This window comes from Streptomyces sp. NPDC045470, from assembly GCF_040646595.1.
Classification (GTDB): Bacteria; Actinomycetota; Actinomycetes; order Streptomycetales; family Streptomycetaceae; genus Streptomyces.
Genome location: NZ_JBEZAN010000013.1, coordinates 179,135 through 194,651, shown reverse-complemented (window position 1 = coordinate 194,651; position 15,517 = coordinate 179,135). Strand labels below are relative to the sequence as shown.

Genomic DNA, 15,517 nt, shown 5'->3' with positions numbered 1-15,517 from the left:
CGAGCAGCCGCCCGTGGCCGCCGGTGGCTTCGAGAGGGTGAACCCGCCCGAGCTGTCGCCGCCGACGGGTTTCAGCCATGCCGTACGGGCCGCGCCCGGCACCCTCGTGTTCCTGGCCGGCCAGACCGCGCTCGACGGAGCGGGCCGCGTCGTCGGTGCCGGCGTCGTCGAGCAGTTCGAACGGGCGCTGACCAACCTGCTGACCGCGGCGCGGGCCGCCGGCGCGGGCCCCGGCGACCTGGCCAAGCTGACCGTCTTCGCCGTGGACGTGGCCGACTACCGCCGCAACGCGGCAGCCATCGGCCGGGTATGGAAACGGCTGGTCGGCACCGACTATCCGGCGATGGCGGTGATCGGCGCGACACGGCTGTGGGACGAGGCGGCGCTGGTGGAGATCGAAGGGGTCGCGGTCGTCCGGTAGCGGGCGGCGGAGGAGGCGCGGCCGGTCGCCGTCCGGTAGCGGCCGGCGGAGGCGTTGCCGGTGCCCGTACGTGTCAGGCCACCGGCACGCGTCAGGCCGTCGGCACGTTTCAGGCCACCGGCTGTTCCCGGTGCAGTGCCACCAGGTCGGCCGCGTCCCGCCCGTCCAGTACGAGCCCGAAGTCCGTCTCCAGTACGGCCGGGATCTCCTCGGCCGGAACCTGCCGCACCTCGCGGGACCAGTCCGGGCGGGTCAGCGTCAGCTCCGTACCGATCAGGGCGCGCCGCAGGTCAGGACCGGGCTGCTGGACCACCGTACGGCCGGTGAACGGCGAGCGCGGGTGGGTGGAGATGTAGTAGTTGAAGATGCCGTAGTCGGCCGGGTGGCGGGCCTCCGGGCCGAACGCGTACAGGTCGAACCAGCCGTCCGCGTGCCGCGAACGCAGCACCCAGACGCCGTCCGTCCCCTCCCGCACCAGGCCGAACGTCCAGCCGCCCTGCCGGACCTCGACACCGTCGCGCAGCGGGACCGGCTCCAGCAGCGCCTCCCCGCCGAAGCCCACGTCGGTGATCCAGTCCTCACCGTCCAGCCGCACCTTGAGGAGGGCGTGGGTGACCGGCCGGATCTTGGTCTCCCCCATGCGGATCCGGGCGCCCAGCCCCGAGACCCGGAAGCCGAGACGGTCCAGCGCGGCGGCGTAGAGCAGGTTCTGCTCGTAGCAGTAGCCGCCGCGGCGGCGGCCGACCATCTTGTCCTGGAGGGACTTCACGTCGAGGAGGACCGGCCGCCCCAGAACGATCTCCAGGTTCTCGAAGGCGAAGGCGGCCGCGTGCCGGGCGTGCAGCTCCCGCAGGGCGGCCGCCGTCGGCGCGCGCTCGCCCTCGTACCCGATCCGTGCGAGGTACGCGTCGAGGTCGAGCTGGTCCCCGCTCCAGATGCTGTCGGTCATGGCCGGTCCCTGCTCCTTCTGTGCCCCGGGCCACACCCCGGGGCGGATGCTCATCTGCGGTCGGCGACGCGTCGCCCCTGCGACCTTACGAGACGGCCGGAGGCCGGGGCGGCGGGGGCGGTGGGGGCGGATCGGCAGCGGCGGAGGCAGCGGGGGCGGGGCGGGATCGGCAGTGGCGGGGACGTCCTGCCCCGCTTCCTCAGACGATGACGCCGTCGAAGCCGTAAGCGGACGCGATGGCCGCGTGGTTCCGCAGCGGTACGTCCCAGGCGAAGACCTCCATCCGGCGGCCGTGCACACCGCGCAGCCGGTGGACGGCGGCCACGTACTGCGCGTTCACCTTGGAGAGCTGGGGGTTGATCTGGTCGACGTAGCGCGTGTACGAAGCGAGCGCCTTCAGCGGCGGGTTGCCGAGGAACCCCGTACGGACACCCGGCACCAGACGGTGCACCGTCTGCATGCTGCTCGCGCTGAAACTCTGCACCACCAGCCGGCGGCGTGCGTGCCCCCGGTCGAGCCAGCCCGCGCCCGCCAGCTCCTTGACGATGCGTGCCTCGATGCCGGGGTAGAGCTGCGGGCTCTTGATCTCCAGCAGCAGCCGCAGGTCGTGGTCCTCCATCCGCCGCAGGAACTCCGCTAGCGTCGGCACCCGTTCACGCGCGAAGCGCTTGCCGAACCAGCTCCCGGCGTCCAGCCGTGCGATCTCGGCAGCCGTGAAGTCCCGCACCCGCCAGGGCGCCCGCTTGGGGAACACGCGCCGGACGTCGGTGGTCCGCGCCAGTGTGGTGTCGTGCATCACCACCAGCTTCCCGTCCCGGGTCTGCTGCACGTCGTTCTCGACCCACTTGAAGCCCTGCCGGTCCGCCGCGTCCACGGCGGCGAGGGTGTTCTCCGGCGCCACCTGGGAAGCACCCCGGTGCGCGACGACGACCGGGCCGGAGAGCCAGGGGATGTTCACGATGTCGGCGAGCGGGGCCGTCACCCGGCCGGCGGTGCCCGGACTGGCCTGCGCGCTGCCTGCGCAGACGGGTGTCAGGCCGGTGATCAGCAGTGCGCATCCGGTGGCCGCCGCGATACGGAACGATCTCTGGTTCATCAGGGCCTCCCGGGCACGCCCACCGCAGACAGCAACGACTGCGACAGCCTTGCCCCGATATGCCCTTAAGCATTCAAGAATGCCGCCATGCGGGGGCGCACACGCCGCGGGGCGTACGCGCCGGCGTGTCGTCAGGCCGGGCGCTCCCGGTGGTGGGCAGTGCTTTCCAGGGCGGCCATGAGGGACCGTCACTCGCCGCCGACGCTCTCCAGCCGGTAGCGCTCGATGTCCGTACCCCCCTCGGCCCCGGCTTCCGCCGGTCCGCCCTCCTCCCGCCGCACCAGTCCGCCGGTCGGCGCCGCGAAGTGGCTCCCGAGCAGCAGCGCGCCGCTCCGCGCCACCTCGTCGAACAGCCACCGGCGGGTCCGTACGGCTTCCTCCGGGTCGACGTCGACGCTGCTGCACAACTGAGGGTGCGCCAGTTGTACGGGGTGGTGCACGCAGTCGCCGGTGATGATCGCCGACTGCCCCTGGCTGTGCAGGGCGACCGCGCTCTGGCCGGGCGTGTGGCCGGGCGCCGGGACGAGCGTGACGCCCGGGAGGATGTCGACGCCGGGCGCGGTGACGTCGATCAGGTCCAGCAGGCCGTGCTCCCGTACGGGTTCGACCGAGTCACGGAACATCTGCCGGCGGCTCTCCTCCATCTCGACGCCGGACCAATAGGCGTACTCGGCGCGGGAGGTGAGGTAGCGGGCGCGCGGGAAGGTCGGCTGCCAACTGCCGTCGGGGGCGAGGCGGGTGTTCCAGCCGACGTGGTCCGCGTGGAGGTGCGTGAGGATCACGTGGTCGATCTGCTCGGGCGGGAAGCCGGCGGCGGTGAGCCGGTCCAGGTACGGCGTGTCGAGCTGGTGCCAGGCGGGGTTGGCGCGCGTCTTGCCGTTGCCGATCCCCGTGTCGACCAGTACGCGCACACCGTCGACCTCCAGCGCGAAGGTGTGCACGGCGGCGCGGAGCGTGCCGTCGGGGCGGGCGAACTCCGGTGCGAGCCAGGGCACTCCGGCCACGAGATCCGGCGTCGCCTCGGGGAGCAGCCAGGCACCGGTCTCGGGCGGCAGCGCGACTTCGTCGATGCGGTGCACGACGATGTCGCCGACGTGCCAGGTGCGGGCGGGGCGGGGGGACATGGGGCCTCCGTACGGGCGGGGAGAGCGGGGCGGGGCGAGCCTGGCCGGGGCATGACCGGGCCAGGCCGCGACCAGGCCGGAGCCGGGGGTCACCCCCGTGGCAGCAAAAGCTAACCATTTGCGTTAACCGAGACTAGCCCCCTAGGCTCATCAAACGCAAAGCATTAGCTTTAACGAGTGCCCGCCCCCAACCCCCGGCGCCACACCCGTCCCCCGCCCCTGCCCCGTACGGAGGTCCCATGCCCCCTTCTCTCCCCTCCCCCGCCCTCACCCCCGACGACATCGCCCACCTGGCCCGACGGGCCGGGCTCCCTCTCCCCGAAGACCGCCTGGCCGGCGTCGCCGCCACCGTGAACGCCATCGACACCGTCCTCAGCACCCTGCGCACGCTGCCCCTGGGCGACACACCACCCGCCCCCGTCTTCACCGCCGCCCCTCTCACCCCTTCCTCCCGCCCCCGGAAGACCTCATGAATCACACCCCCTCAGCCACCCCCGCCACTGCCTCCACGCCTGCCTCAATCCCCCTCCCCCACCACCTCTCCCTCACGGAAGCCGCCCGCCTCATCGCGGACCGCGCCCTCTCCCCCGTCGACCTCACCACCTCCGTCCTCGACCGGATCGCCGCCGTGGAGGGGAAGGCCGGCGCCTACGTGACGGTGACCGCCGAAGCGGCGCTCGCCTCCGCCGCGCAGGCCGAACGGGAGATCGCCGCCGGGCGCCACCGCGGGCCGCTGCACGGCGTCCCCGTGGCGCTGAAGGACCTGATCGACGTGGCCGGCGTACCGACGACGGCGAGTTCCCGGGTACGGGACGGCCACACGCCGGACGCGGACGCCGCCGTCACGGTACGGCTCCGGGCCGCCGGCGCGGTGCTGACCGGCAAGACCCACACCCACGAGTTCGCGTACGGCCTGACCACGCCGCAGACCCGTAACGCCTGGTCACCCGAGCACGTGGCCGGGGGCTCCAGCGGCGGTTCTGCGGCCGCCGTCGCCGCCGGCACGGCCACCTTCGCCCTCGGCACCGACACCGGCGGCTCGATCCGCGTACCCGCCGCCCTCAACCACGTCGTCGGTCTGAAACCGACGTACGGCCTGGTCCCCCGGCACGGCGTGACCTCCCTGTCGTGGTCGCTGGACCACGTGGGCCCGATCACCCGTACAGCCGGCGACGCGGCCCTGGTCCTCCAGGCACTCGCCGGACACGACCCGCGCGACCCGGCGTCCCTGGACCGCCCGCACGAGGACTACACCCGCGCCCTCGGCAAGCCGGTCACCGGCCTGCGCATCGGTGTCCCCGTCAACTACTACTTCGACCGCGTACAGCCCCAGGTGGCGGCCGCGGTCCGCGCCGCCGTCGACGCGCTCACCGCGCTCGGCGCCACCGCCGTACCCGTACACGTCCCCATGACGGAGTACGTCCACGCCGCCCAGTGGGGCCACATGGTCCCCGAGGCCACCGCGTACCACCAGGACACGCTGCGGGCCGTCCCCGACCTGTACTCCGACGAGGTACGGATGCTCCTCGAAGCCGGCGAGTTCTTCCCGGCCACCGACTACATCCGCGCCCAGCGCACCCGGACCCTGATGCACCAGGCGTGGCTCCAACTCTTCGACGGCACCGGCCACATCGACGGAACCGACGCCCCCAGCAGCACCGCCCACCACGGCCACGACGGAATCGGCCACCCCGGCAGCACCGTCCACCACGACGGCATCGACGTGCTCGCCGCCCCCACCGTCCCCGCCACCGCCGCCCGCGCCGACCAGACGACCTTCACCTGGTCCGACGGCTCGACCGAAAGCGTCTCCGACGCCTACGTACGCCTCTCCGCCCCCGCCAACCTCACCGGCTTCCCGGCCCTCTCCCTCCCCGTCGGCTTCGACGACCAGGGCCTGCCCATCGGGATGCAGCTGATCGGCCGCCCGCTGGCCGAATCCACCCTCCTGCAACTCGGCCACGCCTACGAGACCGCGCACCGGCCGGTGCCGCAGATAGCCCCGGCCTGATCGTCAGCCGGCCAGCAGCCGCTCCACCAGGCGCCGCGCATAGTCGGCGACGGCCCCGGAGCCGGCTGCCCCGGCCGTCCCCGCCGCCCTCTCCTCCACCGCTGTCTCCGGCCCCGGCCGGAACAGAATCCGGTACATGACCGGCGCCACGACCAGATCCATGGCCTCTTCCAGTTCCGGCACGGCTTCCCCGCGCTCGGCCGCCCGCCCCAGCAGGATCCGCACCTGCTCGGCCGCGTACGCGGAACACTGCCCGGCGTTGCTGCCGTCCGGATCACCCGCCAGCGCGTCCCGGATGTACGCGCGCCCGGCGGCGGACGCCATCTCCTCCAGGAACTGCTCGGCCCAGGCCCCGAGATCGGCACGCAGCGACCCGTGATCCTCCGGCGCCCCCTCCGGCCGCAGCCGCTCCACCGCCACGTCCGACAGCAGCTCCTGGAGGTCGCCCCACCGCCGGTACACGGTCGACGGCGTCACACCGGCCCGCGCCGCGACCAGCGGCACCGTCAGCCCGTCCCGCCCGCGTTCAGCGATCAGCTCCCGTACGGCCCGGTGCACCGACTCCTGCACCCGCGCACTGCGCCCCCCGGGCCGAGCAGCCTTCCTGCTCCCCTTGGCCACCGCCCCAGCACCGGAACCTTCGTTCATCCTGCCCGTCACCCCTCCACCTTAACGCGAAATATTTGCGTCAGTACTGCGGCGACCTCCAGCCGCAGGCAGCGCCCGCGTGCGCTTCTGTCACCCCCATGCCCTATGTTGCAGAGGCACGGTAGGGGGGCCGAAATGGTGCGGGATTACGACAGTCAACTACTGGAGTCGGTGGCGGTCCGCCGGCGCAGGATGCGTGACGCTCTGCTCTTCGGCGCCCAGCGGGGGCGGCGCACGGTGGACGAGCGGCTCGGGAAGATGTTCGCCGGGATCGTCGTCGCGGCCGTCCTGTGCGCGGGCTGCGTCGCATGGTCGTTCTTGCAGCACACGCTGGCCCAGCAGAAGGCCGAGCAGGAGAAGCAGCAGCGCCGGACGCGGCAGTACGAACAACCGGCGAAGTCGGTGAAGTCGGCGGAATCCCGAAAACCCACTGATCATGTCCGGACGGGCGTTGCGGCATTCCGGGGACGAACGCAAAGTGCTTCCCCCGCTGGGGGGCGCCTTCTCGGAACAGCGACGAGTGGGGACCGAGAACACCGGCAGGTCCAGTCGGCCCGGGAGTTCGCCGGCGCCCCGATGGTAGGTTCCCGCGAGTGGTGAGCAGAACGACGACTTCGCAGGCCCGGCTGAGCCGGGTGACGTTGGTCGGCGAACGACGCCGGGCCGACATCGTGCTGCTCTCCGACACTCCGATAGGTCAGCTCATCCCGGACATCCTGACGTTGCTGGACGACCGGCCCGGACCCCGGCCGCTGTCCCGGCAGTTGATCACGTCCGACGGGTCCGCGCTGCCGCACGACAGCACACTGGCCTCCGCCGGGATCGCCGACGGCGCGGTGCTCCGGCTCGTCCGGACGCATTCCGCGCCGCCCGCTCCCGTCGTGCACGACGTCACCGACCAGGTGGCCGACGACCTCGACGTACGGGCCTGGCGCTGGCGACCCGCCGCGCGCAGGGTCGGCGCGGGTGCGGCGTCCGTGGGCTTCGCGGTGGCCGCCGCGCTGCTCGCCCGCCGTGAGGTCGCGCTCGGCGCCCTGGCCGGTGTGCTGTCCGCCGTCACGCTGGTGCTGCTGCCGGCCGGCGCGCTGGTCGCCAGGCTCGGGCGCGGCAATCGGGGCCTGGCGACCGCGCTGCTGGCCACCGCCGGCGGGCTCGGCGTGCTCGCCGCGTGGACGGCCGCCGACGCGTACGTCTGGCCGGGCCCGGCGCGGCTCGCCGCCGTCGCGGGCGCGCTGGTCCTGACGCTGGTGTTCCTCGGACACTTCTCGCCGCTGGGCAAGGGCGGCCTCGTCGGTGCCGTGACCACCGGCGCGCTCACCGTCGGATGGGAGGCGGTCGCCGCCGTACAGGACGAACCGGCCCGGCTCGGCGCGGTCCTGGCCGTCCTCTCCCTGATGCTCCTCGGCCTGCTGCCGCGGCTCGCCCTGATGGCGTCCGGTCTCACCGCGCTCGACGACCGGCGCTCGGCCGGTGCCTCGGTCAGCCGCCACCAGGTGGGTACCGCGCTCGCGGTGACGCACCGCGGGCTGGCCCTGTCGACGACGGTCACCGCGGTATCGGCGGCCGCCGCGGGCTGGCTGCTCACTCTGGCGGCACAGCCGTCCGTGTGGTCCGTGGCGCTCGCCTCGCTCATCGTCGTGGTGCTGATGTCGAAGGCACGGGCCTTCCCGCTGGTCGCCGAGGTCGTCGCGCTCTTCGCCGCCGCGTCGTGCGTCGTCGTACGGCTCGTCGTGGTGTGGATGGAGCACACCGGGGCTGCCGGGCCGCTCGCCGTGCTGTGCGCGGCCGCGGCGCTTCCCCTGCTCGTGCTGGCGGTGCAGTTTCCCGAGCATGTGCGGGTACGCCTGCGGCGCGTGGCCGACCTGGCCGAATCCATCGGCATGGTGGCACTCTTCCCGCTCGCCTTCGGGGTGTTCGGTGTGTACGGGCAGTTGCTCAACCGGTTCTGAGTCGTTTCGCGGGTGCTCCGGGCGGGGCAGCACTTTGGGGGGTGAAGGGCAGGTATGCCGAACGGAGGCGACTGGCAAAGTGATGTGCTGCGGGACCTGAGAGGTCCTCACCAGGTGGCGCGGAGCACAGCCGAGCCGGTCCACAGTGATTCCGCGCCGGGCCCGGGACACCCCGTGGAGGCCGCACAGGAGCCGGCCCCTGCTCACGGGGATGACGCCTCCGGGCGGGCCGGCCACCAGCACCAGGAACGGACACCGCGGGAAGTGGCCGGAGAAACCCCGGCCCCCGCGCCCCGCGGCACTCCGGAAGCCCGCCCCGTCATGGGCGACGGGCCGTCCGTCGCGCTGGGCCGCACGCCGCGGCACGGCGAGTCCGTCACCGCGCGAGCCGTACGCGCCCTGCGCCGTACGCTCTACGCGTCGGCCACCCGTGAGGTCGCCGATGCCACCCGTACCGCCGAACTGCTCCAGCGACCGGTGACGACGGGCCGGCAGATCGCCGTCACCTCCATCCGGGGCGGATCCGGCAAGTCCACGGTCGCCGCGCTGCTCGGCACCGCGTACGCGCACTACCGGCAGGACCCGGTCCTCTTCCTGGAGGCCGACCCGGCGCTCGGCTCGCTGCCGCTGCGACTCGGTGCCGAGACGGTGCGCTGGACCACCGGCGACCTCGCCGACCTGGTCACCCCCGACATGTCGCTGCCCGACGTCACCGGGCATCTGGTGCCGCTCCCCGACAACGCCTGGCTGCTGCCCGCGAGTCGGGGCCAGGTCGGTACGAGCCTGGACAGCCGGACGTACGAGCGGGCGGTGGTCGCGCTGCGCCGCTACTTCGGCGTGATGGTCATCGACTGCGAGACGCTGCCCGCCGAGGTCGGCCGTGTCGCACTCGCCGCGGCCCACAGCCGCGTGCTGACCAGCCCCGCCACGACGGAAGGCGTCAGCAGTACGTACGCGGTGCTCCGGTGGATGCAGGAACTGCCGCGCCGTCTGCTCGCCGGCACCGTCGTCGTTCTCACCGAACTGACGCCCCACCCAGGTATCGACCTCGACGCGGCCACCCGGCAGCTCCGGTCCACCGGGGCAGCCGTCCGCACCCTGCCGTACGACCGCCATCTGGCGTCCGGCGGCCCGCTCCGCACCGCCGCGCTCGCCCACCCCACCAGGAAAGCCGCCGCCCGCCTCGCCGCCGAGGTCTTCCACCTCGCCCAGCAGCGCCACTGAACCGGATGCCGAGCCCGAACGTGAACGACGGACGCCGATGAGTACCCGACTGATCCACCGCCCGGCCAGGACCGTCAAGCCCCCGGCCGCCCCCGAGGCGCGCCTCGTCGAGGCCCCGCCCAACCTCCCGGAGGGCAAGGCGGGCAACGTCGCGATGTCGCTGCTGCCGGTCGCGGGTGTCATGTCGTCCGTGGTGATGATGACCGTCGTACGCAACAGCCGGTTCGCCGCGCTCGGCGCGATCATCCTGGTCGTCACCGTCATCGGCTCGGTCGTGCTCGTCCTCTCGCAGCGCGGCAAGGCCCAGCGCACCCGGCGCACCCAGCGCGAGGCGTACCTCACCTACCTGGAGGACCTGCGCGAGGAGCTCGCCGCCGAGGAGCGCGAGCGGCGCAGCCGCGCCGACGTCCTCGACCCGCCGCCGCCCGCCCTGTACGACGTGGCCCGCGACCCGGCCCGTCTGTGGGAGCGCCGGCGCACCGACCGTGACTTCCTGCGCGTCCGGGCCGGAACCGGCGAGATGCCCGTGCGCGATCTGCGCATCACCCAGCAGGGCTCGTCCGTCCTCACCCCGCCCGACCGCTTCATGCTCAACGAGGCCTCGGCCCTGATGGCCCGCTTCCGTACCGGCACCGATCTCCCGCTCACCGTCCCGCTCGATCGCGTCGGCAACGTCAGTGTCATCGGCCCTCGTGAAGACTGCCTGCGCCTCGCGCGCGCCCTGCTCGTCCAGGCTGCCGCTCTGCACGCCCCCGACGACGTGGGCATGGCGCTCGCCGTGCCCGGCCACCGGCTGGCGGACTGGGAGTGGGCCAAGTGGCTGCCGCACCTGCTCGACGCGGAGCAGTCCGACGGCCCCGTCGCCGCTCGGCGTATCGCACCCTCCACGCCGCAGCTCGCCCGGCAGCTCGGCCCCGAACTGCGCCGGCGCGCCTCGTACGCGGCGGAGGTACGGCGCGGTCTCTCCGGCAAGGACGCCCTGTCCCTGACGTCCCGACTGCTCGTCGTCGCCGACGGACACGGCGCGGACGCCGTCGAACTCCCGCGTCCCGACGAGGCGGTGGACCTGCGGGAGATGGCCGTCACCGTCCTGCACCTGCTCGACCAGCGGGTCCAGGAGCCAGGGCAGGTCAGCGTCCGGATCACCGTCGACGGCGATCAGGTGATCGTCGAGGACCTGCGCGAACCGGAACCGGTCGGTGCGCACGGCACCGTGGACGAGGTGAGCATCCCGTTCGCCGAAGGGCTGGCGCGGATGCTGGCGCCGCTGCGCCTGTCCGCCGAGTCGCTCGTCGACACGCCCCTGTCCGGGCCGGTCGGGTTCGCCGGCCTCCTCGGCATCGACGACGTGGCACGGCTCGACGTCCACAGCCTGTGGGCGCCGCGCGGCGAGCGCGCCTTCCTGCGCGTACCGATCGGCGTCAACGACTCCCACGAGCCGGTCCTGCTGGACCTGAAGGAGTCGTCGGAGCTGGGCATGGGGCCGCACGGCCTGTGCGTCGGCGCCACCGGCTCCGGGAAGTCGGAGCTGCTGCGCACCCTCGTCCTCGCCCTGGCGGCCACGCACCCGCCGGAGGATCTCGCCCTGGTCCTCGTCGACTACAAGGGCGGGGCGACCTTCGCGCCGTTCGCGGACCTGCCGCACGTCGCCGGTGTCATCACCAACCTGGAGAACCAGGCCGGCCTGGTCGAACGCGTCCACGCCTCGCTCGCCGGCGAGGTCAAGCGCCGCCAGCAGCTCCTCAAGGACGCCGGCAACATCGCCGACATCGGCGACTACGCGGCCCTGCGCGGCAGTCGGCGGCCCGACCTGGACCCGCTGCCGCATCTGTTCGTCGTCATCGACGAGTTCGGCGAACTGCTCACGGCCAGGCCGGACTTCATCGACCTGTTCCTGTCCATAGGACGCATCGGCCGCTCCATCGGCGTCCACCTGCTGCTCTCCAGCCAGCGCATCGAGGGCGGCAACCTCAAAGGGCTGGACACCTATCTCTCGTACCGGCTCGGCCTGCGCACCTTCTCCGCCGACGAGTCCCGTACGGTCCTGGACACCACGGACGCCTTCCACCTGCCGCCGCTGCCCGGTTTCGGCTACCTCAAGGTCGACACCAGCCACTACGACCGCTTCAAGGCGAGCTATGTGTCGGGCCCCTACCGAGGCCCCGTACCCCGCTCGGACGAGGAGACCACCGGGCCCCGCGTCCTCCGCTACGAAGCCTTCAACACCACGGGGGACGGGCAGGGCACGGACGTGGAGGAACCGGCCGTACGCCGCCGTGAGTCCGGGCCGACCGAGCTGAGCGTCATGGTCGGGCAGTTGGCGGAGGCCCCCGGCACGGTACGCCGGATCTGGCTGCCGCCGCTGCCCGGCGCGATCGCCCTGGACACCGTCGCCGGGCCGCTGGACGTGGGTCGGCGCGGGCTCCAGCTCCTGGACACAAGAGGCCGCGCGACGGCAGGAGTCGCGAAAGGCTCCTCGGCGGACGCCAGGCGGGAGGCGGGCCCGGACCGGTCCCCGCTCCGGGTGCCGCTCGGCCTGCTCGACGACCCGGCCAGACAGTGGCAGGGCCAGTGGTACCTGGACCTCACCGTGGCCGGCGGCCACGCCGCGCTCATCGGCGGCCCGCAGTCCGGCAAGACCACTTTCCTGCGCACCTTCGTCCTCTCGCTCGCACTGACCCACACCCCTCAGGAGGTCGGCGTCTACGGGCTCGACCTGGTCGGCGGCGGCCTCCAGGCTCTCTCGGCCCTGCCGCACGTCGGCGGTGTCGCGGGACGGGCCGACCGGGAACGCGCGGCACGGACCGTCGAAGAGGTACGGAACATGCTCACGGCCCGCGAAGACCTCTTCCGTGAGCACGGCATCGACTCCCTCGACCAGCTCCGTTCCCTGCACGCCGCGGGCCGGCTGCCCGAGCTGGCCTCCGCCGAGATCGTGCTGGTCATCGACGGATTCGGCGGTCTCCGCGACGACTTCGAGGAACTGTACGACGACGTCGCCGACATCCTCAGGCGCGGCGGCGGCTACGGCGTCCACGTCGTCGCCGCCATGCTCCGCTGGAACGACGCGCGCATCGCCGTGCAGTCGAACTTCGGCACGCGCGTCGAGCTGCGGCTGAACGATCCCGGCGAATCCTGCATCGACCACAAGCTCGCCGCCACCCTCTCGCCGGACGAGCCCGGCCGCGTCCTCACCGACGGACGGCTCTTCGCACAGGTCGCGCTGCCCCGTACGGACGGCATCGCCGACGCCGCGGATCTGGGCGCGGTCCTGGAGCGGACGGCCCGCACGGTCCGCGCGTCCTGGAGCGGCGAGGTCGCCCAGCCGGTACGGGTCCTCCCGCACCTCCTGGAGCCCCGCCTCCTGCCGGGCCCGGCAGCCGAACCCACGCGGGTACCGATCGGCCTGGACCAGACGGCACTCGAACCCGTCCTGCTCGACCTGTTCGCCCACGACCAGCACCTGCTGGTCCTCGGCGACAGCGAGTGCGGCAAGACGAACCTCCTGAAGGCCGTCGCCGGCGGCCTCGTCGACCGCTATGGCGAGGACGAACTGGTCTTCGCCGTCATGGACCCGCGACGCGGCCTGCGCGGCGCGATTCCCGAAGAGTTCAACGGCGGCTACGCGTACAACGCCAAACTGTGCGCGGGCCTCGCCAACGGCATCGCGACCGTACTGGAGCAGCGGCTGCCCGACGACACCGCACGCCTGGAGGAGCTGGAACCCGGCAGCTGGGGCGGCGGCCCGCGGATCGTGGTCCTCGTGGACGACTACGACGTCCTGACCACCGCGGGCCAGGCGCCACTGGCTCCGTTCCTGCCCTACATCCCCGCCGCTGCGGACATCGGACTCCACTTCGTCCTGACGCGCCGCGTGGCAGGCGCCTCACGCGGCATGTACGAGCCCCTCGTGCAGAGCCTGCGCGAATCGGGGGCCGCGGCGCTCCTCATGGCGGGCGACCGCGGCGAGGGGCAGTTGTTCCCCGGCCTGTACGCCTCCCAGCAGCCCGCCGGCCGCGGCGTACTCGTCCGCAGGGGGAGGCCCGACCGCCTCATCCAGACCGTGCACTCCCCCGCGTGATCCGCCGGACGGCTCTCCCGACGCCCGCGGACCACCCGGCCCGCAGCAGACCAGCCCGAACCACGAAGGACCGGACGACCCCATGACCAAGGACGTCATCGCCCTCACGGAGCGCATGCCCGACCCCTGGAGCCTGCTCGCCGGCCTGCTCTCCGGGGGCACCGACAAGCTCCTCGACACGACGGGAGAGGGCGCGGTCCTGCGCCTCTGCGACCCGGAGGGGCGCCCGCTCGTCTCGGTGGAGGCGCCCCTGCTCATACAGGTCGACGGCGAGGCCGAGCGGCTGCTCGGTGCCCCGGCGCCGTCGCTTCCCTACTGGTGGACGGAGGCCCGTGCCACCACCGGCGTCGAACAGGCCGAGCGGCTCGCGGGTACGTTCGCGGCCCGGCTGGCCTCGTTGTCCGGCGGCACCGCCTGGCCTCCGGAGGCCGCGCGCAGCCTGGCCGTGGTGCCGGCCGACGGCATGGGTGTCGTCCCCGCACCCGCCACCGCCCAGCCCGCCGTCGACGTCCTCACGGACACGGTCGCCGTCGTGATCCAGGACAGACCGGTCGTCGCCATGACCGCCTGGCTCTCCGACGCCTTCCGTTCCGCCGCCCGCGCCGAGCTGGGGCTCCAGATCGTCACCCCGGCGGGCACCACCCTCTCGCCCGCCGTCCGGGACAACCTCGGCACCTGGCCGTCACGCTGGGTCGTGCGGGACGAACGGGACGGCTACTACGACGGGCTGACCGGGGCCGTACTGCGCTGGCAGGGCCAGATGTTCGCGCCGGTCGCGGCCGCCGACGCGACTCCGGACGACCAGCGCTCCACCGTGGCCGCCGCCTTCCAGGAGGCCGTGCCCACCGGCGAGCGGCAGTTGGCCGTCACCTTCCGCACCGTCCACCCCGCACACGAACGACTGGTACTCGGTGGCGCGCTGGAAGCGGTGTGGCGCGAGCTGACCGGCGGACCTCCCGCCGGTTGGGGAACCGCGGAACCCGCCGGCCTTCCCTGGTCGCCGCGCCACCTGACCGACCTCGCCTACGCCAGAGCGCCCGAGCCCACCTGGGTCGTGGTGGTCGGCAGCCCGGCACGGCCCGGCCTCGCCACGGTGCGCGTCAGCCGGACCAGGGCGGGCGTGGAGGAAGACGTCAGGCTGATGTTCGGCTACGGGGCGGTCGAGGAGCCGCCGGTCGAGTCCGTGCCCCGGGTCGCGGAAGAGCTGGCCACCCGGCACGGCCTCCGGTCGATGCTCGTACAGATCCGCAAGGCCCGCCGCGACCTCGCGGTGCCGCCCCGTTTCGAAGGTCCGGGCGTACCCGTGGCGTTCGTGCTCGGCGCGGGCGAGGTCCATCGGATGCCCGGTGACCGCGCTCTGCGTACCCCGCTGGCCGAAGCGCCGGTCCGCCTCGGCCCGAAGACCAGGCCCGCGCTGTACTACCCGCTGCCCGGTGACCCGTCGGACCTGTCGGGCTGGCGGGATTTCGAGCGCCTGATGAGCCATCTGAAAGGGGGCGGAGAGCGGATCTGAGAGGCGTCCGCGAGGTGTCCGAGGGGCGTGTGACGTCTGGACGTCATGGGTGTGTCACAGCGTCGGATTACGGATTGCACCAGTGATATCCGAGTTGATAGAGATGAACCACATGTGAATGTCACGTCTGGCAGGGGGGCCCGATGAAGTTCGACATGGGGGCGCAGACGCTCTCGACCCTGAGGTCACAGTCCCAGGGTTCGGGTTCGGAGCTGGGGGCTCTGATCCATCAGCTCGTGCAGGCGGCACAGCCGCTGGAGAGCAAGTTCAACGGATCGGGCAAGGCGGCGTTCGACTCGTTCAAGTCGCGCGCCGACGAGATCACGGCTGCCCTGAACAGCGCGCTGTCCGCGATCGTCGGCGGCCAGTCGGGCATGGAGTCGGCGTTCGGCTCCGGTGACCAGGAGCAGGCCGACAACGCACGGTCGCAGATGGCGGCCGCGAACTTCGACGCGGCGCGCTTCTCCGGCCGCTGACGGCCGACTGCCGAAGAAGGAACCG

Annotated in this window: 12 protein-coding genes and 1 pseudogene; 9 read left to right on the top strand and 4 right to left on the bottom strand. The window is 72.9% G+C overall.

Annotated elements, in window-relative coordinates:
- Window positions 1-13 precede the first annotated feature (13 nt).
- Window positions 14-421 carry a RidA family protein gene (locus AB0A97_RS29685; RefSeq protein ID WP_361155642.1) on the top strand — a complete coding sequence of 136 codons (408 nt, stop codon included), beginning with the start codon at window positions 14-16 and terminating at the stop codon, window positions 419-421.
- Window positions 422-530: 109 nt separating this feature from the next.
- Here AB0A97_RS29685 and AB0A97_RS29680 read toward each other — a convergent pair whose 3' ends face one another.
- The 3 genes from AB0A97_RS29680 to AB0A97_RS29670 form a co-directional block, all read right to left on the bottom strand.
- Window positions 531-1,370 carry an arylamine N-acetyltransferase gene (locus AB0A97_RS29680; protein WP_361155566.1) on the bottom strand — a complete coding sequence of 280 codons (840 nt, stop codon included), beginning with the start codon at window positions 1,368-1,370 and terminating at the stop codon, window positions 531-533.
- 199 nt (window positions 1,371-1,569) lie between these two features.
- Complete coding sequence (locus tag AB0A97_RS29675; RefSeq protein ID WP_361155564.1) at window positions 1,570-2,466, bottom strand: glycerophosphodiester phosphodiesterase family protein; 897 nt, start codon at window positions 2,464-2,466, stop codon at window positions 1,570-1,572.
- Between the two features lie 188 nt (window positions 2,467-2,654).
- Window positions 2,655-3,590, bottom strand: coding sequence for an MBL fold metallo-hydrolase (locus AB0A97_RS29670; protein WP_361155562.1), 936 nt, complete (start codon window positions 3,588-3,590; stop codon window positions 2,655-2,657).
- 239 nt (window positions 3,591-3,829) lie between these two features.
- Here AB0A97_RS29670 and AB0A97_RS29665 point away from each other — a divergent pair, with 239 nt between their 5' ends.
- A complete protein-coding gene (locus tag AB0A97_RS29665; protein WP_361155561.1) occupies window positions 3,830-4,063 on the top strand; it encodes a hypothetical protein in 234 nt (77 codons plus the stop codon).
- Complete coding sequence (locus AB0A97_RS29660; RefSeq protein WP_361155559.1) at window positions 4,060-5,601, top strand: amidase; 1,542 nt, start codon at window positions 4,060-4,062, stop codon at window positions 5,599-5,601. The genes AB0A97_RS29665 and AB0A97_RS29660 overlap by 4 nt, the downstream gene beginning before the upstream one ends.
- Before the next feature lie 3 nt (window positions 5,602-5,604).
- Here AB0A97_RS29660 and AB0A97_RS29655 read toward each other — a convergent pair whose 3' ends face one another.
- Window positions 5,605-6,249 (bottom strand): TetR/AcrR family transcriptional regulator, encoded by a 645-nt coding sequence (locus tag AB0A97_RS29655; protein ID WP_361155557.1) that lies wholly within the window; start codon window positions 6,247-6,249, stop codon window positions 5,605-5,607.
- Window positions 6,250-6,384: 135 nt separating this feature from the next.
- On the opposite strand from AB0A97_RS29655, the pseudogene AB0A97_RS29650 reads away from it, so the two are divergent.
- The 6 genes and pseudogenes from AB0A97_RS29650 to AB0A97_RS29625 all read left to right on the top strand — a co-directional run.
- Window positions 6,385-6,642 (top strand): annotated as a pseudogene (locus AB0A97_RS29650) (hypothetical protein); the annotation flags it as partial.
- Between the two features lie 200 nt (window positions 6,643-6,842).
- Window positions 6,843-8,198: a type VII secretion integral membrane protein EccD gene (eccD, locus tag AB0A97_RS29645; protein WP_361155555.1), complete on the top strand. Its 1,356-nt coding sequence runs from the start codon at window positions 6,843-6,845 to the stop codon at window positions 8,196-8,198.
- A 54-nt stretch (window positions 8,199-8,252) separates the two neighbouring features.
- On the top strand, window positions 8,253-9,422 hold the full coding sequence (locus tag AB0A97_RS29640; RefSeq protein WP_361155554.1) for a MinD/ParA family protein: 1,170 nt from the start codon (window positions 8,253-8,255) through the stop codon (window positions 9,420-9,422).
- Between the two features lie 37 nt (window positions 9,423-9,459).
- Complete coding sequence (gene eccCa / locus AB0A97_RS29635; RefSeq protein ID WP_361155552.1) at window positions 9,460-13,503, top strand: type VII secretion protein EccCa; 4,044 nt, start codon at window positions 9,460-9,462, stop codon at window positions 13,501-13,503.
- An 82-nt stretch (window positions 13,504-13,585) separates the two neighbouring features.
- Complete coding sequence (locus tag AB0A97_RS29630) at window positions 13,586-15,016, top strand: DUF6177 family protein (protein ID WP_361155550.1); 1,431 nt, start codon at window positions 13,586-13,588, stop codon at window positions 15,014-15,016.
- A 143-nt stretch (window positions 15,017-15,159) separates the two neighbouring features.
- Window positions 15,160-15,492, top strand: a complete 333-nt coding sequence (locus tag AB0A97_RS29625) for a hypothetical protein (protein ID WP_030019276.1) — start codon at window positions 15,160-15,162, stop codon at window positions 15,490-15,492.
- Window positions 15,493-15,517 lie beyond the last annotated feature (25 nt).